The organism is Kribbella hippodromi (assembly GCF_039531045.1).
GTDB lineage: Bacteria > Actinomycetota > Actinomycetes > Propionibacteriales > Kribbellaceae > Kribbella > Kribbella hippodromi.
On the sequence record NZ_BAAAPH010000013.1, the window covers coordinates 105,675 to 125,323 of the forward strand.

19 protein-coding genes are annotated in these 19,649 nt (G+C 67.8%); 6 read left to right on the forward strand and 13 right to left on the reverse strand.

Annotated elements, in window-relative coordinates; genetic code table 11:
* Positions 1–135: 135 nt before the first annotated feature.
* The 8 genes from ABD260_RS20870 to ABD260_RS20905 all read right to left on the reverse strand — a co-directional run bounded on the left by ABD260_RS20870 (position 136) and on the right by ABD260_RS20905 (position 6,016).
* Positions 136–528, reverse strand: a complete 393-nt coding sequence (locus tag ABD260_RS20870) for a type II toxin-antitoxin system VapC family toxin (RefSeq protein ID WP_344235342.1) — start codon at positions 526–528, stop codon at positions 136–138.
* A complete protein-coding gene (locus ABD260_RS20875; RefSeq protein WP_344235344.1) occupies positions 525–776 on the reverse strand; it encodes a type II toxin-antitoxin system Phd/YefM family antitoxin in 252 nt (83 codons plus the stop codon). The genes ABD260_RS20870 and ABD260_RS20875 overlap by 4 nt, the downstream gene beginning before the upstream one ends.
* Before the next feature lie 31 nt (positions 777–807).
* Positions 808–1,740, reverse strand: a complete 933-nt coding sequence (locus ABD260_RS20880) for a 4-(cytidine 5'-diphospho)-2-C-methyl-D-erythritol kinase (protein ID WP_344235346.1) — start codon at positions 1,738–1,740, stop codon at positions 808–810.
* A gap of 18 nt (positions 1,741–1,758) precedes the next feature.
* Positions 1,759–2,637, reverse strand: a complete 879-nt coding sequence (rsmA, locus tag ABD260_RS20885) for a 16S rRNA (adenine(1518)-N(6)/adenine(1519)-N(6))-dimethyltransferase RsmA (protein WP_344235348.1) — start codon at positions 2,635–2,637, stop codon at positions 1,759–1,761.
* A gap of 34 nt (positions 2,638–2,671) precedes the next feature.
* Positions 2,672–3,799, reverse strand: coding sequence for a resuscitation-promoting factor (locus tag ABD260_RS20890; RefSeq protein WP_344235350.1), 1,128 nt, complete (start codon positions 3,797–3,799; stop codon positions 2,672–2,674).
* A gap of 216 nt (positions 3,800–4,015) precedes the next feature.
* Positions 4,016–4,630 carry a nitroreductase family protein gene (locus ABD260_RS20895; protein ID WP_344235352.1) on the reverse strand — a complete coding sequence of 205 codons (615 nt, stop codon included), beginning with the start codon at positions 4,628–4,630 and terminating at the stop codon, positions 4,016–4,018.
* Complete coding sequence (locus tag ABD260_RS20900; RefSeq protein ID WP_344235354.1) at positions 4,630–5,544, reverse strand: TatD family hydrolase; 915 nt, start codon at positions 5,542–5,544, stop codon at positions 4,630–4,632. Before ABD260_RS20900 ends, ABD260_RS20895 begins: the two co-directional genes overlap by 1 nt.
* Positions 5,545–5,599: 55 nt before the next feature.
* Positions 5,600–6,016, reverse strand: a complete 417-nt coding sequence (locus ABD260_RS20905) for an SRPBCC family protein (RefSeq protein ID WP_344235356.1) — start codon at positions 6,014–6,016, stop codon at positions 5,600–5,602.
* Between the two features lie 156 nt (positions 6,017–6,172).
* Between ABD260_RS20905 and ABD260_RS20910 the strand changes: the two genes are divergently transcribed.
* Entirely contained in the window at positions 6,173–8,347 is a 2,175-nt protein-coding gene (locus ABD260_RS20910) for a discoidin domain-containing protein (RefSeq protein ID WP_344235358.1), read from the forward strand.
* Here ABD260_RS20910 and ABD260_RS20915 read toward each other — a convergent pair.
* Positions 8,319–9,236, reverse strand: a complete 918-nt coding sequence (locus tag ABD260_RS20915; protein WP_344235360.1) for a helix-turn-helix domain-containing protein — start codon at positions 9,234–9,236, stop codon at positions 8,319–8,321. The two genes, ABD260_RS20910 and ABD260_RS20915, sit on opposite strands and share 29 nt — an antisense overlap.
* Before the next feature lie 77 nt (positions 9,237–9,313).
* Here ABD260_RS20915 and ABD260_RS20920 point away from each other — a divergent pair, with 77 nt between their 5' ends.
* Genes ABD260_RS20920 through ABD260_RS20940 form a run of 5 tightly spaced genes read left to right on the forward strand, consistent with a single transcriptional unit; the run spans position 9,314 to position 14,545 of the window.
* Positions 9,314–10,630 carry a glycoside hydrolase family 36 protein gene (locus ABD260_RS20920; RefSeq protein ID WP_344235361.1) on the forward strand — a complete coding sequence of 439 codons (1,317 nt, stop codon included), beginning with the start codon at positions 9,314–9,316 and terminating at the stop codon, positions 10,628–10,630.
* Entirely contained in the window at positions 10,623–11,537 is a 915-nt protein-coding gene (locus ABD260_RS20925; protein ID WP_344235363.1) for a carbohydrate ABC transporter permease, read from the forward strand. The genes ABD260_RS20920 and ABD260_RS20925 overlap by 8 nt, the downstream gene beginning before the upstream one ends.
* Positions 11,534–12,343 (forward strand): carbohydrate ABC transporter permease, encoded by an 810-nt coding sequence (locus ABD260_RS20930; protein ID WP_344235365.1) that lies wholly within the window; start codon positions 11,534–11,536, stop codon positions 12,341–12,343. Before ABD260_RS20925 ends, ABD260_RS20930 begins: the two co-directional genes overlap by 4 nt.
* A gap of 13 nt (positions 12,344–12,356) precedes the next feature.
* The gene (locus tag ABD260_RS20935) at positions 12,357–13,637 is read left to right on the forward strand and encodes an ABC transporter substrate-binding protein (RefSeq protein WP_344235367.1); all 1,281 of its coding nucleotides are present in this window, start codon (positions 12,357–12,359) and stop codon (positions 13,635–13,637) included.
* A complete protein-coding gene (locus ABD260_RS20940; RefSeq protein WP_344235369.1) occupies positions 13,634–14,545 on the forward strand; it encodes a phytanoyl-CoA dioxygenase family protein in 912 nt (303 codons plus the stop codon). The genes ABD260_RS20935 and ABD260_RS20940 overlap by 4 nt, the downstream gene beginning before the upstream one ends.
* 36 nt (positions 14,546–14,581) lie before the next feature.
* Here ABD260_RS20940 and ABD260_RS20945 read toward each other — a convergent pair whose 3' ends face one another.
* From ABD260_RS20945 to rsmI, 4 genes are all read right to left on the reverse strand, one after another.
* Positions 14,582–15,454 (reverse strand): NADP-dependent oxidoreductase, encoded by an 873-nt coding sequence (locus ABD260_RS20945; protein WP_344235371.1) that lies wholly within the window; start codon positions 15,452–15,454, stop codon positions 14,582–14,584.
* Between the two features lie 126 nt (positions 15,455–15,580).
* Complete coding sequence (locus ABD260_RS20950; protein WP_344235373.1) at positions 15,581–17,002, reverse strand: ATP-binding protein; 1,422 nt, start codon at positions 17,000–17,002, stop codon at positions 15,581–15,583.
* Positions 17,003–17,070: 68 nt separating this feature from the next.
* Positions 17,071–18,636: a methionine--tRNA ligase gene (metG, locus tag ABD260_RS20955; protein ID WP_344235375.1), complete on the reverse strand. Its 1,566-nt coding sequence runs from the start codon at positions 18,634–18,636 to the stop codon at positions 17,071–17,073.
* 29 nt (positions 18,637–18,665) lie between these two features.
* A complete protein-coding gene (gene rsmI / locus ABD260_RS20960; RefSeq protein WP_344235377.1) occupies positions 18,666–19,508 on the reverse strand; it encodes a 16S rRNA (cytidine(1402)-2'-O)-methyltransferase in 843 nt (280 codons plus the stop codon).
* Positions 19,509–19,649 lie beyond the last annotated feature (141 nt).

Consider the following 19,649-nt stretch of genomic DNA (forward strand, 5'->3'; position numbering starts at 1 on the left):
TCCTCGCGATTACCTCGAAGCGATCAGTACCAATGCGGTCGATCACAACGCGGCGCATCCCGGTCTCCTGTCTCATGACAACTAGCTCTGGTTCTTCGGACCCTAGGGCAACCACCAACAGTTCGCGAACGAATTTCAGGCGACGATCGTCGGCACCTCGTACTGCCGGATGAAGCCGTCCCTGGTGACCAAGGTGAGCTTCTCGGCCAATGCCTGGGCGATCAGCATCCGGTCGAACGGATCGCGGTGGATGAGTGGCAACTGCCCGGCGAGGTCAGCGTGCTGCATGGTGATCGGCAACTCGCTCAGGCCGCCGCGGCGAATCCAGTCGACCAGATCGTCCGGCAATGTCAGCTTTCCAGACGCTTTCTTGATCGAGAGCTCCCACTCCGATGCCGAACTCACATACACCTCGAGCTCGGTGTCGATCTTCTCTTTCAATTCCCCCGACAGCTCAGGACTGCCCACCAGCCACCACAGCAACACGTGCGTGTCGAGCAGCAATCGGCCTGATCCGGCGGCGCTCACGACGACATGCCGAAGTCGTCAGCGATCGCTTCATTGGTGCTGGTGGAGTCCCAGTCGTCGGCCCAGCTGACCTCCCCGGCAAGCGAACCCCAACCAGTGCGTCGGTGAGTGGTCGGCAGTGGGACGACCTTCGCGACCGGGTGTCCCGCACGGCTGATGACGACTTCTTCGCCGTGCTCGACCCGTTCGATGATCCGGGACAACTGCGTCTTCGCCTCGTGGATGTTGTACTGCGCCTGCTCCGCCATCCAACCTCCTTAGTCCACTTAGCTAAGTGTACTACCGGTTGACGATGGCGGGGAGGATTCGGGCGCCGGGGACTGGGCCTTCGGCTTGGCGGACCATGCGGCAGAGGCCGGATTCGGCGAGTTCCACGGCCAGGTCCACGGCGCTGCGGCTGTCGGCGGCGAGGAACAGGCAGGTGGGGCCGGAGCCGGAGATCTGGGCGGCCAGGGCGCCCTGGTCGAGGCCGAACTGGAGGGTTTCGCCCAGCTCGGGGCGCAGCGACAGCGCGGCCGCCTGCAGGTCATTGCCGAGGGCAACCGCGAGGGCGCCGGGGCGGCCGGACAGCAGGGCGGAGAGCAGCTCGGGGCGGACCTGGGGCGGTTCGACCCGGCGGAGCGGGCGCATCCGGTCCAGTTCGCCGTACACCTCGGGGGTCGGCAAACCGCCGTCGGCGATCGCGAACACCCAGTGGAAGGTCCCGCGGGACATCACCTCGGTGACCTGCTCGCCACGGCCCTGGCCGAGCGCGGTGTGGCCGACCAGGCAGAACGGTACGTCGCTGCCGAGCTCGGCGGCGTGATGCTGCAGCTCGGTCTGGGTCAGCTGCAGCCCCCACAACCGGTTGCACGCCACCAGCGTCGCCGCCGCGTCGGTCGAACCGCCGGCCATCCCACCCGCGACCGGGATGGTCTTCCGGATCGACAGGTCGACGCCCTCGTCCACGTCGTACTCGGCCTGCAGCAGCCGCGCCGCCTTGACCGCGAGGTTCGTCTCGCCGGTCGGTACGTCGGCCGCGAAGTCACCCACGATCTCGACCGTGACGTCGCCGTCGTCGTCGCGGACGGTCGCGGTCACGTCGTCGTACAGGGCAACGGCCTGGTACACCGTGGCGACCGGGTGGAAGCCGTCCGGGCGCGGCGGACCGACGGACAGACCGAGATTGATCTTGGCCGGCGCCCGCACCGTGACCTCAGCAGAAGGTGGCACGTCGCACAGGCTAGTGCCTCAGGCAGTCCGACCTGCACCGGCGAGGGCGGCGAACTCGGTGATCCCGAGCATTTCGCCGCGCAACCGCGGGTCGATCCCGGTGCTCGCGAACACCTCGTCCAGGCGGTCGCGGTCCGGCATCCAGCGGGCCAGCGCCGACCGGACCGTCTTCCGCCGCTGCGAGAACGCCGCCTCGATCACCGCGAACACCTCCTCGCGACTGGCCGTCGTCACCGGCGGTTCGCGCCGCTCGAAGGCGACCAGCCCGGAATCCACGTTCGGTGCCGGCCAGAACACGTTCCGCCCGATCGGCCCGGCGCGGCGTACGTCCGCGTACCAGGCCGCCTTCGCGGACGGCACCCCGTACGTACGCGACCCAGGCCCCGCGGCCAGCCGGTCCGCGACCTCGGACTGCACCATCACCAGCCCGTGCCGCAGCGAGTCGGACACCTGCAGCAGATGCAGCAGCACCGGCACGGCGACGTTGTACGGCAGGTTGGCCACGCACGCCGTCGGAGCACCGATCTCCGCCGGCCCGACGTCCATCGCGTCCGCCTCGACCACGATCAGCCCGGAAGCCTGCTCCGGCGCGTACGCGGCGATCGTCGAGGGCAGTGCCCGCGCCAGCAGCGGATCGATCTCGACCGCCGTCACCCGATGCCCTTCGGCGAGCAGGGCCAGCGTCAGCGACCCGAGCCCGGGACCGACCTCGAGCACCGTCTCGCCCGCCGTCAGCCCGGCGGCGCGGACGATCCGCCGGACCGTGTTCGGGTCGATGACGAAGTTCTGCCCGCGCTGCTTGGTCGGGCGGACCCCGAGGGACGCGGCCAGCGAACGCACGTCCGCCGGACCGAGAAGTCTCGGTCCGGCGGAGGTGGATGAATCAGACGAGGTCACCCCGTCAGTTTGGCAGAGCCGGAAACCACTCCGGTCAGGCCTTCTTGCCGCAGACCGGCCAGGCGCCGTACCCACCGCGGTCGGCCTTGACCTTCTCCGCGATCGCGATCTGCTGCGCCTTGGAAGCACCGTTGGCGTTGTTCGCGTACGCGGTCCCGCCGTACGCCGCCCAGGTGCCGTGGTCGAACTGCAGGCCGCCGTAGTAGCCGTTGCCGGTGTTCGACGCCCAGTTGCCACCGGACTCGCACTGCGCGATCCGGTCCCAGGCGCCGCTGTTGCTCGTCGCCGGCGGCTTGGTGTCGGTGGTCCCGGTGGTGGTCTCAGCCGGCTTCGGCTTGGTACCGACCACGATCTCCTCGTCGACCGCCTTGGTCACCAGCTTCGACCCCACCACCTTCGTGGCCGACAGCTTGCCGTCCAGGTAGGTGTACAGGTACGTGACGGCCTTGGAGCCGTCGGTGCCCTTGGTGGTGGTCTTGGTGGTGCCCTCGAGCAGGGTCGCCGACTCGGTCTTGTCGGAGCCGTGCGGGACCGCGACGTTCTTGGTGACCGTCTTCTGCAGGACCTGGACGTAGCCGATCGTGTTCACACCGAGCTTCAGCGGGGTGGCGGCGGCCGGGGTGATCCGGTCGTCGGCGTCCCAGCGGATCTTCGCCTCGGTCAGCGCCTGACCGACGGTGCCGGCCAGCGACTTGATCGTCACCGTCTTGCCCAGGTGCACGATGTTCACGGTCTTCGGGGTCTTGACGGTCAGCTGCAGACCCTCCCGGCCGAGCGGGGCGCTCCGGCTGGTGGACAGCTGGGCGCCGTCGTACCGCAGCCCCAGGTCGCCGAGAGCCTCGTTCAGGTTGTCGGCGGTGGTCCAGTAGGCCTTCTTCACGCCGTCGGCGTCGACGGTCAGCTGGCGGCCGTACTGCACGGAGATCTCCTGGCCGTCCTTGAGCTTGCTGTCCGCGCTCGGCGCGACCACGTCGTGGTCACCGACCTGAAGTTTCTCCGCCTTCAGGGCGTCTGCCACGGTGGAGCCGAAGGTGTGTACCTTCCGCACCTGGCCGTCGACGGAGATGGAGACCGTCTTGCTCTTGGTGGCATAGGCCACCGAGCCGCCCGCGACGGCTAACGCGGCCGCCGCACCGACGGCCACGATGATGGACTTACGCACTAACGCTCCCAGGTAGGGCTACCCGGGCACGGGGTGGGACAGCACTGGCACCGGCCGCGAGCGCCGGACTGGTGGCCCGGAACCTGTGGTCAACGCCGAGGGGCGTGCTGCCCGGAATCTTCCCCGATCCCGGCCAACGTCACGGGACAATAACGAAGAGGACGCGGAAGTGCCAATCCCCTGTCCGGCGAGTCGCAAAAAGGTGTAACGGGACCGCTACTCCTGGTGATTGCCCCACTGCCCTCGATGCACCACTTCGGCGGTCGTCCGGCGCCCTCGTTTCAAGGACGGCGACCGCTTGTCCGCGGCCCGGTAGCCGATCGAAAGGACACCCACCAGGTCGAACCCCTCGGGTACGCCGAACTCACCCAGCAGCCGGCCCACTTTGTCCGCGGGAGGCCCGAAAAAGCAGGCTCCCAGGCCTTCGTCGACCACTGTCTGCAGCATCAGCAGGACGGCCATTCCGGTGTCGACGTACCAGTACGGCGCGGTCCAGCGGCCCTCGTCACGATCGGTCCAGCCCTTGTCCGGTTCGGTGTAGCGATCGAGGTACGCGTCCTTGTGCGCGAAGGCCAGGATCAGCAGCGGCGCCCGGCGCAGTCCTGTGATCCATTGCACATACTTTTCGTCCGGGTCCTCGGCCGCAATCCGCCAGTACCGCTCCCGCTCCTCGCCCTCCAGCGTCAGGAACGCCCAGCCCTGACTGAACCCGCCGGACGGCGCCCGCAGCCCGTGCTCAAGAATCCGCTCCCGCACCTCGTCCGGCACCGCCCGGTCCGGCTCATAGTTCCGCACCATCCGCCGGCGCCGAACGACCTCACTGAACTCCATTACCAGGACCCTCCGAACGCGTTGTCGGAGTTGGTGTTCAGGGCGGCGCAGAGTTCGGCGGTGGAGATGTTCAGGACGTCGGCCATTTTGCGGACGGTGTGCGGGATCAAGTACGAGGCGTTGGGCTTGCCGCGGTACGGCGACGGGGTCAGGTACGGGGCGTCGGTCTCGACCAGGATGCGATCGAGCGGAGTGACGGCGAGCGCGTTCCGCAACGACTGGGCGTTCTTGAAGGTCACCACGCCGGCGAAACTCAGGTACGCGCCGCGGTTGACGCACTCGCGGGCGAACTCGGTGTCGCCGGAGAAACAGTGCATCACCAGCCGATCGGGTACGCCCTCGCGGTCCAGGATGCGCAGGATGTCGTCGTGCGCATCCCGGTCGTGGATCATCAGCGTCTTGTCCAGCCGCTTCGCCAGCTCGATGTGCGCCGCGAACGATTCGTGTTGCGCGGCCTGCCCATCGGCACCCGTACGGAAGTAGTCGAGCCCGGTCTCGCCGATCACCCGTACTTTGTCCGAACTCGACGCCAGCCGCTCGATCTCGGCCAGCGCACTGTCCAGCTCACCGGCGTCCTTCAACTTCGGCGCCTCATTCGGATGCAACGCGACGCCCGCGATCAGATTCGGGTACTGCGTAGCCGCCTCGACCGCCCACACCGCGCCGGGCAAATCACACCCGACCTGCACAATCCGGGTCACCCCAACCGAGGCCGCCAGCCGAATGGCCTCCGCCGCGCTCAGCCAGTCCCCGTCCTCCCCATCCGCAATATCAAGGTGACAATGCGCATCCACCACACTCACCGGCAACGGATCCGGCACCGCGGGCCGCGTCCGATCCCGCACACGCCCGTCCTCCCCCACCCCCGCCCGCTCCCGCGTAGGCCGCTCCACCTCAACACCATCAGCACCCATAGGGCTCAGATTACTGACGCCACTGTCTGGCTGTTTCGCCACTGCCCCGCCGCCATCAGGATTCGGCGGCTTCTTTGACCTTGGCCAGGAGGGACTGCCACATGCCGCGGGCGTGGTCTGCTTCCTCTTCGCTGGCGTTGTTGTCTTGGGTGAGGGTGAGGTGGGTGGAGCCGGTGAGTTCGTAGGTGAGGGTGTGGTAGTTCTCGGGGACGTCCGGCTGGCCGGTCAAGGGGCTGAAGTGGGTGAATTGGAGGACGCGGCCGGGGTCGACCGCGAGGATTTTGCCCTTGTCCTGGAAGGGTTTGCCTTCCCATTCGCCGGACCAGGTGATCGGGTTGCCGACCTTCCAGTCCGTTTCCACGTCCGCGCCGAACCACAGGTCCTTCAGCTCGGCCGGGTCGGTCAGCACGGTCCAGACCCGGGTGGCCGGCGCGTCGATGTCGACCTCCGCCGTCGCGAGATATCCAGTCATCGTGAACTCCTTTCCACCCCGACCGTACGACTGCCGGTACCCGGAGCGCTTGTAGAAACGCGTCAGCCGGATCGTGCACGAAGTCAGCAGCTCCGGAGCTGTCCGGGTCGCGGCGGCAGGTCATACGTTGCGTGTCCCGACTGACAGGAGCAGCCGATGACCAGAAAGTCCCGGATCAGCTCGATCCTCGCGGCGTTCGGCCTGGTGGCCGCGGCCGTCGCGATGCCGAGCCCGACGAGTGCGACAGCGGCCGCTGAACAGGCGCCCATACCGGTGCAGATCCTCAGCCTGACCGACCTGCACGGCTACCTTTCCGAGACCGAGAACCTGACCATCGCCGGACCGTCCGGTACCCAGCAAGTCGGCGGCGCCGGGTACCTGAAGGCGCATCTGGACAAGCTCCGCGCCGGGAAGCCGAACAGCTTCCTGATCGGTTCCGGCGATCAGTTCAGCGGCTGGCCGGACTACACCCAGGCATTCGCGAACGAGCCGACGATCGAGGTACTGAACGCGTTCGGGATGGACTTCGACGTGGCCGGGAACCACGAGTTCGACCGTGAGTTCCCGTTCCTGCGCCGGATGACCACCGGTGCCTGCTACGGCAAACCGGGTTTCGACAGCTGCTTCAAGGATTCGACCGGCCGCAACTTCCACGGCACCGACTACGCGTACCACGCCGCCAACATCGTCCGCCCGAAGAGCAAGCAGCCGGTACTCCCGCCGTACTGGATCGCGCAGGCCGGCTCGCAGCGGATCGGCTTCATCGGACTGGGCTTCCCGGGTACGCCGACCGAGACGTTGTCGATCAAGGGCTCCGGCTTCGAGTTCCAGGGTGTCGTCGACGCGGCGAACCGGGCCGCGGCCGAGCTGAAGGCCCAGGGCGTGAACGCGATCGTGGTCAGCATGCACGAAGGCGGTCAGCAGGGCGGGCTGTACAACGACTGCAAGAACCCGACTGGTCCGATCTTCGACGCCGCCCGGGCGATCTCGCCGGACGTCGACGTGATCCTGGGCGGGCATTGGCACACCGCGTTCAACTGCATGATCCCGGACCCGAACGGCGTACCCCGGCCGGTGCTGGAGGCAAGCAACCACGGTCGCGTACTCGGCGAGGTGAACCTTTCGCTCGACCCGTCGACCGGTGACGTGATCCGCTCCGCGACCACGGCCGCCAACCACGCGGTCACCAAGGACCTGACGCCCGACCCGGGCATCCAGAAGATCGTGAAGTACTGGATGGACAAGTGGACCGCGCGGCAGCAGCAACCACTGACGAAGCTCGATCGCGACCTCGACTTCGCCCCGAAGGCGGAGAGCCGGACCGGCAACCTGGTCGCGGATCTGTACCAGGACGAGGCCGACGGTGATTTCGCGCTGGTCCCGGCCGATCTCGGCGTCGACGTGATCGCGGCCGGCCTGAAAGCAGGCACGGTGACGTACGGAGCCGCGTGGCCGGTGGCCGGGATCTCCCCCATCACCACGCTCTCCATGAAGGGCTCGAACGTCAAGGACGTCCTTGAGCAGCAGTGGATTCCGCCCGCGTACGGATGTACGCGACTGTCCGCGCTGGCAACCTCGGCCAACTTCCGCTACACGTACGACCTCGGCAAACCAGTCGGCAATCGAGTAGATCCCGCGAAGGTCCTGATCAACGGGAAACCGCTGCAGCTCGGCAGAACGTACCGAGTGACGACGAGCGCCGCGATGCCCTTGCACGGCGCGCAGTACGGGTACCCGGCCTTCGAGCAATACACCAACCTGGTGCGAGCACCACGGATGGGCCAAGAAGTGTTCCTGAACTACCTCCGCACCCACCCGTTGCTCAAGGCACCGAACCTGGGCCGGGTGACCGCGATCCCAGGCACCCCGCCACCCGCTGACGGACCGTTCGGCCCGCTCAACCTGCTGCCGCAGAGCGAGATGACCGCGATGGCCACCAGCCAGGGCGGATCTGCGTACGGTGCATCAGCCGCGCTCGACGGCAACTGCACCACCATGTGGCACTCGAACTGGAGCCCGCACGCGCCGCTGCCGCAGTACATCATGCTCGACCTCAAGACGCCCCGCGCGATCGAGGCCCTCGTGTACACGCCCCGGCAGGACGCCGACGTCCCGAACGGCCGGATCTCGTCGTACGACGTACAAACCAGCACCGACGGCAGCACGTTCACGTCGGCGGCGAAGGGGTCCTGGGACGGCAGCGTCGACGCGAAGATCGCCCGGCTCCCGGCCGGTACGACAGCCCGGTACGTACGTCTGATCGGGCTGGCCGGCGGTGCCGACTACGCGGCCGCGACCGAGCTCAATATAGCTCTAGCTCCGGCTTCCTGACCGCGTTCCGGTGGGCCGTCGGTGACATTCCGTACCGGCGGCCGAACTGGCGGCTCAGGTAGTGCGGCGAGTCGAACCCGACCGCCGCCGCGATCTGCGCTACCGACATGTCGGTCGCGCCGAGCAACTCGGCCGCGCGCTGCAGCCGGAGCGCGAGGACCACGTTCATGATCGAGTCGCCGACCTGCTCCTTGAACAGATGCGCGAGCCGCGACACGGACACCTGCGCCAGCCCGGCCAGCGAGGTCAGTGTGTGCGGCCGGGCCGGGTCGGCGGTGATTGCCTCCAGCACCAAATGCACCCGGGCATCGAGGTGCTGCGTCTCGCGGCGCAGGCTGGCGACCGCGGTCAGCAGCACCTCCTCGATGCCGTTCATGGTCAGCTCGGTCGCGACGCTCTTCTCCAGCAAGTGCAACTCGGTGTCACCGGTCGGCGACAGCCCGGCGCGCTGCGCGTCCCGGTGCATCCGGTCGAACGCCGACACCACCCGGTCTGTCTCCGACGACCTGGTCAGCCGGACGTACGACAGCCCGGGCATTGCCTGCGGCAACGACAGCCACGAGTGCCACTCCCGCCGCGGCTGGAAGTGCGCCCACCAGGACTCCCAGTACGTGCCGACCGTCCCGTAGTCGTGTGGCGTGCCCGGGCTGACCAGCAGTACGTCCCCGTGCCGCAGGGTCAGCGTGTTCTCACCGAGCGCGTACTGCCCGGTGCCGGACGCCGTGTACAGCAGGTACCAGCTGCCGACGCCGTCCGGACGGACGACGCGGTAATCACCGCCGCTGTGGAAGTGCCCGGTCACCAGTTTGCTCGGTGGCGGGATCTCGCTGTACAGCTCGATCAGCACTTGGGTAGCAAGATCGTGCTCGAAGTCAGCAGGCTCCGTCATGGTGGATCTCCTTATTTGCGCCCCAAGATTAGCGGCACAGCAGCAAGATCCTGCACCCCATCTGAATCGAGGGATTCGTGCCTTTCGCTCCCGTCGCCGAGCTCACCCCTGATGCCGGCACGCTGGTCTTCGAGCACGGCTGGCAGTCCTGGAGCCCGAGCGGCTGGTACCGGCTCGACGCCCGGCCGCCCCGGCCGACCGCGCCCAACCATCATGTGATGGCCTACCGCCCCGGCGTCGACGCCGGCCGGTTCCAGGGCGAGGGCCTGCTCGCGGTCGCGACCGGCGGTGCGGTCGTCGTCTTCTCCGCGCTCAGCCCGGACGTGGTGCCGTCGATCCGGGCCGAGGTCCACGGCGACCGGCTGGTCGTCTCCGCCGACGGCGAGGTCCAGACCACGACCAGTACCCACGCCAATCCGAACCAGGCGCTCGCCGACTGGGCCGAGACGTTCGCCGCCGGTGCGCCGCCGGTCCGGGTGTTCGGTCCGTCCTGGTGCAGCTGGTACGCGTACTGGGGCAAGGTCACCGAACGCGACGTGATGAACGACGTCCGCCAGTTCGACCAGCACGAGCTGAGCGTCGACCTGGTCCTGCTCGACGAGGGGTACCAGAGCGAGATCGGCGACTGGCTGACCCCGCGGGACGACTTCGGGTCGACCGTCCGGCTGGCCGCCGACATCCGCTCCAGCGGCCGCCGCGCCGGCATCTGGGTAGCACCGTTCTTGGTTGCCAGCGGCAGCGAAACGGCGCGCAAGCACCCGGACTGGCTGGTCCCCGGGATCAACGCCGGGACGAACTGGGGCCAAGAGCAACTTGTCCTGGACGTCACCCACCCGGGCGCCGCGCGGCACATCCAGGACGTGTTCACCGAGCTCTGCCGCCAGGGGTACGACCACTTCAAACTCGACTTCGTGTACGCCGGCGCGATCGAAGGACAGCGCCACGAACAAGTCGATGGGATCACGGCGTACCGGCATGGTCTGCGGCTGCTCCGCGAAGCGGTCGGACCGAACCGGATCCTGCACGGCTGCGGCGCCCCGATCCTGCCGAGCCTCGGACTGGTCGACGCGATGCGCGTCTCCCCCGACACCGATCCGTTGGTCGACCCACCGTCCGGCGACATCAGCCAGCCGGGTCAGCGCGGCGCCCGGTCCACGTCGGTGGCGCGCGAGTTCCTGCACGGTCGTTGGTGGGCCAACGACTCCGACTGCCTGATCGTCCGGCCCGACGTCCAGGAGCGCGAGATCTGGGCGCAGCACATCGAGGACGGGCCGGGGCTGCGGATGTCCAGTGACCCGATCGGTGCGCTCGACGACTGGGCGATCGACCGTACGCGCGAGCTGCTCGTGCCGAGTTCGCCGCGTCCGCACCCGCTCAAGGACCCCGATGCTTAGGCCGGCCCCTCGCGGCCGGCGGCAGCGCGGACGCGCCCGGCAGACCGCCGCGGGGTACGCGCTGCTGGCCCCGAGCCTGGTCGGCGTGCTCGGCTTCCTGCTGGCGCCGGTAGTGATTGTGCTGGTGCTCAGCCTGTTCGACTGGAAGTTGCTCGCGACACCGGAATTCGTTGGGCTCGCCAACTATCAGAAGCTGTTCGCCGACTCGGACGTCTGGCATTCGCTGCTCGTCACGCTGTACTACGTGGCGATCTGCGTACCGGGTACGACCATCCTCTCGCTGCTGCTGGCGCTCCTGGTGGACCGGAAGCTGCGCGGGATGAAGTACTTCCGGGCGCTGCTGGTGATCCCGTGGATGGCTACGCCCGTCGCGCTCGGTCTGGTCTGGAGCTGGATCTTCGACCCGGGGCGCGGCGCGCTGAACCAGTTCCTCGGCGTGTTCGGGATCGACGGTCCGGCCTGGCTGTCGTCGCCGGTGCTGGCGATGCCGAGCGTTGCCGCCGTCCACATCTGGCAGTTCGCCGGGTACAACATGCTGTTCTTCCTGGCCGGCCTGCAGAACATCCCGGCCTCGTTGCGCGAGGCCTCGTCCCTGGACGGTGCTTCACCGGTCGCGCACTTCTTCACCATCACGCTGCCGCTGCTCCGGCCGACGATGCTGTTCGTCCTGATCACCAACGTGATCGGTTCGTTCCAGGCCTTCGACACGATCTTCGTGATGACCGAGGGCGGTCCCGGCAACAGTACCGAGGTGACCACGTACCTGATCTACGAAGAGGCGTTCAAGAAGTTCGACTTCGGCTACGCGTCGACGATCTCGGTGCTGCTCTTCGCGGTCGTCCTGGTCGCGACCATCACCCAGTTCGTGTACTTCGAACGCCGTACGACCTATGAGGTGTCCGGATGAAACTGAAGATCTTCCCGTACGCCGTCCTGGTGCTCGGCTGTGTGTTCGCGATCTTCCCGTACTTCCTCACCCTGCTGACCGCGTTCAAGGGCCCCGGGCAACTGTCCGAGACGATGCCGTGGGAGCCGGGGCTGCCGCCCAGTACGGCCGCCTTCCACCGGCTGTTCGCGTCCGGGTTCGGCGGGTACCTGCTGAACACCGCGCTCGTCACGGCCGGGATCACCCTCGGCCAGGTGGTGTTCGCGGTGCTGGCGGCGTACGCGTTCGCGCGGCTGTCCTTCCCGGGCCGGGACGCGCTGTTCTGGGTGTATTTGTCGACTTTGATGGTGCCGCCGGTGGTCACGATGATCCCGCTGTACCTGATGATGCAGAAGCTCGGCCTGGTGGACACGTGGGCCGGACTGATGCTGCCGACCATGCTCGGTACGCCGTACGCGATCTTCCTGCTCCGGCAGTTCTTCCGCAGCATCCCCGCGGATCTCGAGGACGCGGCCCGGATCGACGGCGCCGGCCGGGTCCGGACGCTGCTCTCGATCGTGCTGCCGCTGTCCAAACCGATCCTGGTCACCGTCACAACGCTGGCCGTGGTCGCGAACTGGAACAGCTTCCTCTGGCCGCTGATCATCACCAGCAGCGAGGACAAGCGGCTGCTGTCGGTCGGCATCGCCCTGTTCAAGGGCGAGGTCGGCGTCGACTACAACGCCGTGATGGCCGGCAGCCTGATCGCGCTGGTGCCGCTGCTGGTGCTGTTCGTCGTCTTCCAGCGCTTCATCGTCCGCTCGGTCGCGGTTACCGGGCTCAAGTAATGCGGAGGTTCTCATGAATCAACCCCTGTCCAGGCGGACGTTCCTGATCGGCGCCGGCAGTGTGCTCGCGCTGGCCGGCTGCGGTTCGTCGAACGACAAGGCGAGCAGCGCCGGCGGCAAGGTCGAGCTCGTCTACCGCCTCTGGGACGAGCAGCAAGAAGTGGGCTACAAAGCAGTGTTCGCCGCGTTCACCGCGGAGAACCCGGACATCACGGTCCGGATGGAAGTGCTGCCCTGGGACCAGTACTGGACCAAGCTCACCACCGAGCTGGCCAGTGGCAAAGCGCCGGATGTGTTCTGGCTGACCGTCGACTACTTCCCGGACTTCGCGTCGAAGGGCGTGCTCGCGCCGCTGGACGACCTGATCTCGAAGGCCGGGCTGAAGCTCGACGCGTACAACGAGAACGTCGTGCAGTCGTACAAGTTCGAGGACAAGCAGCTGGGGATGCCGAAGGACCTCGGCGTCGTCGGCCTGCTGTACAACAAGACGCTGTTCCAGAAGGCCGGCGTCACGATGCCGGCCGAGCTGACCTGGGCGCCGGACGGTTCCGGCAACTTCCTGGAGATCGCCCGCAAGCTGACCGTGGGCAGCAAGCAGTGGGGCTTCTGCTCCTGGAACCACAGCCAGACGCAGTGGCTGAACTGGATCGCGTCGAACGGTGGGCACGCGATCGACAAGCCGTACGGCACCTTCGACTTCGCCGGTGACAAGTCGGTCGAGGCGCTGCAGTTCGCCCGGGACCTGATCTTCAAGTGGAAGGTGTCCCCGGACGGTACGCGGACGAATCCGCCGACCGGGCAGGCGACCGAGATGTTCTACCGCGGTGAGGTGGCGATGTTCCCGGCGAACAACGCGCTGCTGCCGTTCGCGCTGCCCGAGGTGAAGTTCCCGATCGGCGTCGCCGCGATGCCGGTCGGGCCGTCCGGGCGGACCGTGGTGATCAACGGCCTGGCCGAGGCGATGTTCGCCAAGACCAAGCACCCGGACCAGGCCGGCAAGCTGGTCGCGTTCCTCGGCTCGGAGAAGGCACAACGGCTGATGGGCGACGCCGGCTACATCATCCCGGCCCTGAACGACGCCGGCGCCGGGTACCAGGCGTACTGGAAGAAGAAGAACATCGACGTCCAGCCGTTCATCGCGTCGGCGGCCGGCAGCACCGTGAACCTGCCGATCACCGAAGGCTGGACGGCCAAGTCGACCGAGATCAACAAGGCGGTCAACGACCTGTACCTGAACAAGGTCGACGTCCGCGACATCGCCGCCGCCATGGACAAGATCGGAAACGAGAAATGAAAGAACTGACCGACTCGTACGGGGACCTGGACGACGCCGGCGTACTGCGCGATCGGCTGGCCGGGGACGGGTACCTGTTCTTCCGGGGACTGCTGCCGAAGGACGTGGTGTCGGACGTCCACGGGCAGTTGGCGCGGATTCTGTACGACAGCGACTGGCTCGCGCCGGACAGTGAGCCGCGGGACCTGATCGCGTCCGGCCGGGCGGTCGAAGAAGGATCGGCCGGGTTCTTCGGTGCGTACACGGCGATTCAGAGCACGCAGGCGTTTCACGAGCTGGCCGTACGCCCCGAGCTGGTGTCGCTGGCCGGGCGGTTGCTCGGTGAGGAGGCGTTCGCGCACCCGGCGCACATCTGCCGGATCGCGCCGCCGTCACCCGGCGCGAACCCGACGCCGATCCATCAGGACTACCGGTTCATCCAGGGGTCGGTGGACACGCTGACCACCTGGCTGCCGTTGAGCGAGGCGCCGCCGGAGATCGGTGGGCTCCGGGTGTTCGCCGGGTCGCCGCGGCTCGGCGTGCTGCCGGTGCGGGCGTCGGACGGGCCGGGGATGATGCGGGCCGAGGCCGACGAGAACCATCCGGAGTGGCGTACGACGTCGTACCAGCCGGGGGATGTGCTTTTGTTCGGCAGCCTGACCGTGCATGGCGCGATGCCCAACCGGACGAACCGGCTGCGGTTGTCGGCCGATTTCCGGTACCAGGCGCTGAGCGCGCCGATGGCTCGGGACGCGCTTGGTACGGGGAAGCCGCACTATCACCCCGATGTGCCGGACTTCCGGACACTGACCCGTGGCTGGACCTCGACCGAAAGCATCGAGGTCCCCGCCGGAGTGCAGTTCGTGGATCGGTGGGATCCGCGGGTGGACGACGTACCGACCCCGCCGTCGCGCTTCGCCTACGTATAAGCCCCGCCGGCTGGTTGTCCGGCGGCCCGGCTTTGGTTACGCCTGCGGCAGGATGAGCACCTTGCCGCGGGCGTGACCGGACTCGCTCAGCTCCTGCGCCTTGCCCGCCTCCGCCAGGCCGAACGTCGCGGCAATCCGAACCTCGAGCTTGCCGTCCGCCGCCGCCTTCAACTGCTCGGCCAGCCCGGCCCGGATCGCCTCCGGCTCCCGGCCCCCACCGCTCGTCTTGATCCCAAGCTTGCCCGCGCCCTCGTAGTCGGCGATCGTCACGATCCGCTCGGTAGTACCACCCCGAAGCTCGATCGACTCCTCCAGACCACCCTTCCCGGCAGTGTCGATCACCGCATCGATCCCCCGCGGCGCAACCTCCCGTACGCGCTCGACCAGCCCAGCGCCGTACGCGACCGGAATCGCACCGATCGACCGCAGGTAGTCGTGGTTCGCGGCCGACGCCGTACCAACCACCGTCACGCCCGCCGCCTTCGCCAACTGCACCGCGACCGACCCGACCGCACCCGCGGCCCCATGGATCAGCACCGTCTCACCGGGCTTCACCTCGACCTCGTCGAGCACCCGCTGCGCGGTCTCCCCCGCGATCGGAATACTCGCCGCCTGCTCCCAGCTCAACCCGGCCGGCTTCACCGCGATGGTCCCCGCGATCGCGTACTCCGCGTACGCCCCGCCCTGCGACCACCCCACCACCTCATCCCCAACCGAGAACGCGGCGCCCTCCCCCACCTGATCCACAACCCCCGCGACCTCAAACCCCGGAACCGCCGGAAACACCGTCTTCACAAAGCTCCGCACATCCCCACGGCGCACCTTGAAGTCATACGGATTGACCCCCGCCGCCCGCACCGCAATCCGCACCTGCCCCGGACCCACTTCCGGCTCCGCCCGCTCCCGCACCTGAAGCACCTCCGGCCCCCCAAACTCCACAAACACCACCGCCCGCATCGAACCGCCTCCAAGAATTGGTTGTGCTACCAGAAAGCCGGCCAGACACCTTGATATTCCTGCTACCGCCGCCAACGGCTAACGCGTGCTCCAGCCGGCCAGCAACTCAGTCGGACCGTAGACGGCATCCAGGCCGCTCGCCGTGACACCGCTCCGCGCTACGGCCACGAGCGGGATCGGGCTGTCGGTCAGCCGAGCGCGGTGCCGTTGGAGCGCCGCCAGATCGTGGTCGTCGAACCGCTCGTTCTCCAGCCACTTGATCGAACCGAGGAACAGCAACTCCTTCGCCACCGGACCGTGGTCGGCACCCACCAGATCGATCTCGACATCGTTGCTCCGGGTCCAGTACCCGCCGACGACGGGTGCCGCCGGCAACTGGTCGTCCGGCAGCAACCTGGCCAGCGCCTCACGGACCAGCGGCTCGATCGCCCGGCCCCGCCAGGTGGTCCAGTTCTCCTTGATCCGGACCAAGGTCAGATCGCCACGCATCCGTTCGATCTCGGCCATGTGCGGCGCCAGGAAGGTGAGCCAGAATCGCAGGTAGGGATCCGCGATCCGGTACCGCCGCTCCTTCGAAGGACGGAGCGAGATCGGCAGCTCGCCGACCACGATCCCCTTGTCCGTCAACACCTTCACCGCTCTGGTCAGACTGGTGTGAGCAAGTCCGCCGGCGGATCGGGCAATGTTGCTGAACGTCCGTTCGCCGCTGCCGATCGCGCGCAGCACGTCCGTACCGAGCGCCTGGGGCGGGAACTCGGCTGCCAACGATCGCTCGGCCGACACCAGCAACGCGGAGGTCGGATCGCCGAGGGAGACCTTCAGGAAGTCCCGCAGCGTTCCGCCCGGTTTCCAGTCCCGGCAGATCAGCGGTAGCCCGCCGGTCACCAAAGCAGCATCCAACGCGACCGCCGGCTCGAGGTCGAGCATGTCGGCGAGATCGGCCGGGGTCAGCGGCCCGACGACCAGCTCCCGGCCCCGTTGGTGAAAGGGCCGCTGGTAGCTGTTCAGCGACTCCATCATCGACAGATCCGAACCGACGAGCAGGAGCAGCACCGGCTTGCGACTGAGCAGCCGGTCCCAGGCCCGCTGCAGTACACCCTCGAAGGCGTCGACGCGATCCATCAGGTAGGGGACTTCGTCGATCACGAGGACACTGGGACGATCGTCCGGCAGCAGCTCCGCGAGCAGGCGCAACGCGGCGCTCCACTGGCTCGGCGCCTCGGCGGCGAAGACTTCCCGGTCGGGAAGGGTCGAGGTGGCCACGACCTCAGCCAGCTCGGTCAGCTCGTCCTCGGCTGACCTTCCCGCTGCCGTGAAGAAGACGTACGGAACGTCCGCCGTCCGCAGGAACTCCTCGACCAGGCTCGACTTTCCGACCCTTCGGCGGCCCCGGATCAGAATGCATTCCCCTGGCTGAGCCGCGTCCCGGCCGGAGCCGATGCGTTCGAGCGCGCCCCGCAGTACGCCCAGTTCCCACGCCCGGCCGATGAATCGCCGCACCCAGCCTCCTCAGAGAGTATCGCTGAAGATAGTATCATTTAAGATAGTATCTTCAGCGATACCAACTCTCAGGCCTCTTCGAGGCGGGGGAAGAGGGGGTCGCCCTTGGTGAGGGTGGTGCCGGGGGGGAGTTGGCCCCAGGTGGCGGTGTCCTGGATGCGCTGGTCGGAGAGGGCGCCGAGTTTTTCCTCGGCGCCGAGGAGGGTCCAGAGCTTGGCGGCGGACTTTGGCATCGTCGGGTTGTGGAGGACTGCGACGGCGCGGAGGACCTCGGCGGCGGAGTACAGGATCGTGGCCAGGCGGTCGCGCCGGGTCTCGTCCTTCGCGACCTTCCACGGCTCCTGCTCGGTGACGTAGCCGTTCACGGCGCCGACCAGCTCGTTGATCGCGGCCAGGGCGTCGTGGAACGCGAGCGTGTCCAGCGCCTTGTCGGCGGTGGCCACGGTCTGGGCCAGCTTGTCCGCGAGCGCCTGCTCGGCCGGGCCGTGGTCGGCCGGCTCCGGGAGGGCGCCGTCGAAGTACTTGCCGACCATCGCCGCGATCCGGCTGGCCAGGTTGCCCAGGCCGTTCGCCAGCTCGGACGTGTACACGGCGCTCAGGTGCTCCCACGAGAACGACCCGTCGGAACCGAACTGGATCGTGCGCAGGAAGTAGTACCGGAACGCGTCCGAGCCGAAGTGGTCGGTGATCTCGTGCGGCGCGATCGCGGTCAGCTTCGACTTGCTCATCTTCTCGCCGCCGACCAGCAGCCAGCCGTGCGCGAACACCTGCTTCGGTACGGCCACCCCGGCCGCCATCAGCATCGCCGGCCAGATCACCGCGTGGAAGCGCAGGATGTCCTTGCCGACCAGGTGCACGTCGACCGGCCACAGCTCCTCGAACCGCTCCGGATCAGTCCCGTACCCGGCGGCGGTCACGTAGTTGAGCAGCGCGTCGATCCACACGTACAGGACGTGGTCCTCGTCCCACGGGACCGGGATTCCCCAGTCGAACGTGGACCGGGTGATCGACAGGTCCTGCAGGCCCTGCTTGACGAACGCGATCACCTCGTTGCGGGCGCTCGACGGGGCGACGAAAGTGGGCTGCTCCTCGTACAGCGCGAGCAGCTTGTCCGCGTACGCCGAGAGCCGGAAGAAGTAGTTCGTCTCGGAGACGGTCTCCAGCTCCGTACCGTGGATCATGCACCGCTGGGTGCCGTCCTCGTCGGTGCGGATGTCCGCGGGCAGCTTGAACTCCTCGCAACCCACGCAGTACAGGCCTTCGTACTCGCCCTTGTAGACGTCGCCCTTGTCGTACAGCGTCTGCCAGAACTCGCGGACCCGCTCGGTGTGCCGTTGCTCGGTGGTCCGGATGAAGTCGTCGTACGCGATGTCGACGTCCACCCAGGCCGGCTTCCAGGCCTCCTCGACGAGCTTGTCGGTCCACTCCTTCGGGGTCATGCCCTGGGCCTGCGCGCTGCGCATCACCTTCTCGCCGTGCTCGTCGGTACCGGTCAGGTACCACTTGCGCTCGCCGCGCTGGGCGTGCCAACGGGTCAGGACGTCCCCGGCCACCGTCGTGTACGCGCTGCCGATGTGCGGCGCGGCCGTGACGTAGTAGATCGGGGTGGTGACGTAATAGGCCTTCTCGGACATGCATTCAAGAGTAGTGCCGGGCGCCAGTGCTATTTACCAGGGTCTCGGGCAGCGAGTACGGCGTCGTACACGGTCCTTTTCGGGACGTTGAAGCGCTTGGCCACGTCGGAGATCGCCTGCTTGCGCGGCGTACCCGCCTCTTCGTCGGTCGCGACCTCCGCCGCCAGCTGGGCCGGGGTCATGGTGCGGTCCGGGTCGGCGCCGGCGATGACCACGGTGATCTCGCCGCGTACGCCCGGCTCGGCCCAGGTCACCAGGTCGTCCAGGGGGCCGCGTTTGACCTCTTCGTACGTCTTGGTGAGTTCGCGGCAGACGGCGGCGCGGCGGTCCTTGCCGAAGGCTTCGCGCATGGCTTCGAGGGACGCGGCCAGGCGGTGCGGTGCCTCGAAGAACACCATCGTGCGCGGCTCGTCCTTGAGCTCCGTCAGCCGTCGCCCGCGCTCGCCCGGTTTGCGCGGCAGGAACCCCTCGAAGGTGAACCGGTCCACCGGGAGGCCGGACAGCGCCAGCGCGGTCAGCACGGCCGACGGCCCCGGCACGGCGGTCACGACCACGTCCGCCTCGATCGCCGCCGCCACCAACCGGTACCCCGGGTCGGACACGCTCGGCATCCCCGCGTCCGTCACGACCACCACGGTCTGCCCGTCGGTGAGCGCCTGCAGCAACTCCGGCGTCCGCTCCCGCTCGTTCCCCTCGAAGTAGCTGACCACCCGGCCACCCACCTGAATCCCCAACTCGGAAGTCAACCGCCGCAACCGCCGCGTATCCTCCGCCGCCACCACGTCGGCCTCCCCCAACACCCTCCCCAACCGCCCCGAAGCATCCCCCAAATCCCCAATAGGCGTCCCCGCCAACACCAATCGCCCGGTCATCGAGCCATCATCCCAGTCTTGGGAGCAACCGCGGGGAGGCGGTGAGACCTGGGCGTCCGTACGATGGCGGGCGTGGCTGCTGTGATCGAGGACGGGACTGCGCGGCGGGGCGACGCCGGCGAGGAGCTGGAGACGCTCGGG

Coding starts and splice junctions, on each gene's coding strand:
- ABD260_RS20925 (WP_344235363.1), top strand. CDS start 10,623: ATGCTTAGGCCGGCCCCTCGCGGCCGGCGGCAGCGCGGACGCGCCCGG.
- ABD260_RS20895 (WP_344235352.1), bottom strand. CDS start 4,630: ATGGAGTTCAGTGAGGTCGTTCGGCGCCGGCGGATGGTGCGGAACTAT.
- metG (WP_344235375.1), bottom strand. CDS start 18,636: ATGTCCGAGAAGGCCTATTACGTCACCACCCCGATCTACTACGTCACG.
- ABD260_RS20935 (WP_344235367.1), top strand. CDS start 12,357: ATGAATCAACCCCTGTCCAGGCGGACGTTCCTGATCGGCGCCGGCAGT.
- ABD260_RS20905 (WP_344235356.1), bottom strand. CDS start 6,016: ATGACTGGATATCTCGCGACGGCGGAGGTCGACATCGACGCGCCGGCC.
- rsmI (WP_344235377.1), bottom strand. CDS start 19,508: ATGACCGGGCGATTGGTGTTGGCGGGGACGCCTATTGGGGATTTGGGG.
- ABD260_RS20900 (WP_344235354.1), bottom strand. CDS start 5,544: ATGGGTGCTGATGGTGTTGAGGTGGAGCGGCCTACGCGGGAGCGGGCG.
- ABD260_RS20915 (WP_344235360.1), bottom strand. CDS start 9,236: ATGACGGAGCCTGCTGACTTCGAGCACGATCTTGCTACCCAAGTGCTG.
- ABD260_RS20940 (WP_344235369.1), top strand. CDS start 13,634: ATGAAAGAACTGACCGACTCGTACGGGGACCTGGACGACGCCGGCGTA.
- ABD260_RS20930 (WP_344235365.1), top strand. CDS start 11,534: ATGAAACTGAAGATCTTCCCGTACGCCGTCCTGGTGCTCGGCTGTGTG.
- ABD260_RS20910 (WP_344235358.1), top strand. CDS start 6,173: ATGACCAGAAAGTCCCGGATCAGCTCGATCCTCGCGGCGTTCGGCCTG.
- ABD260_RS20875 (WP_344235344.1), bottom strand. CDS start 776: ATGGCGGAGCAGGCGCAGTACAACATCCACGAGGCGAAGACGCAGTTG.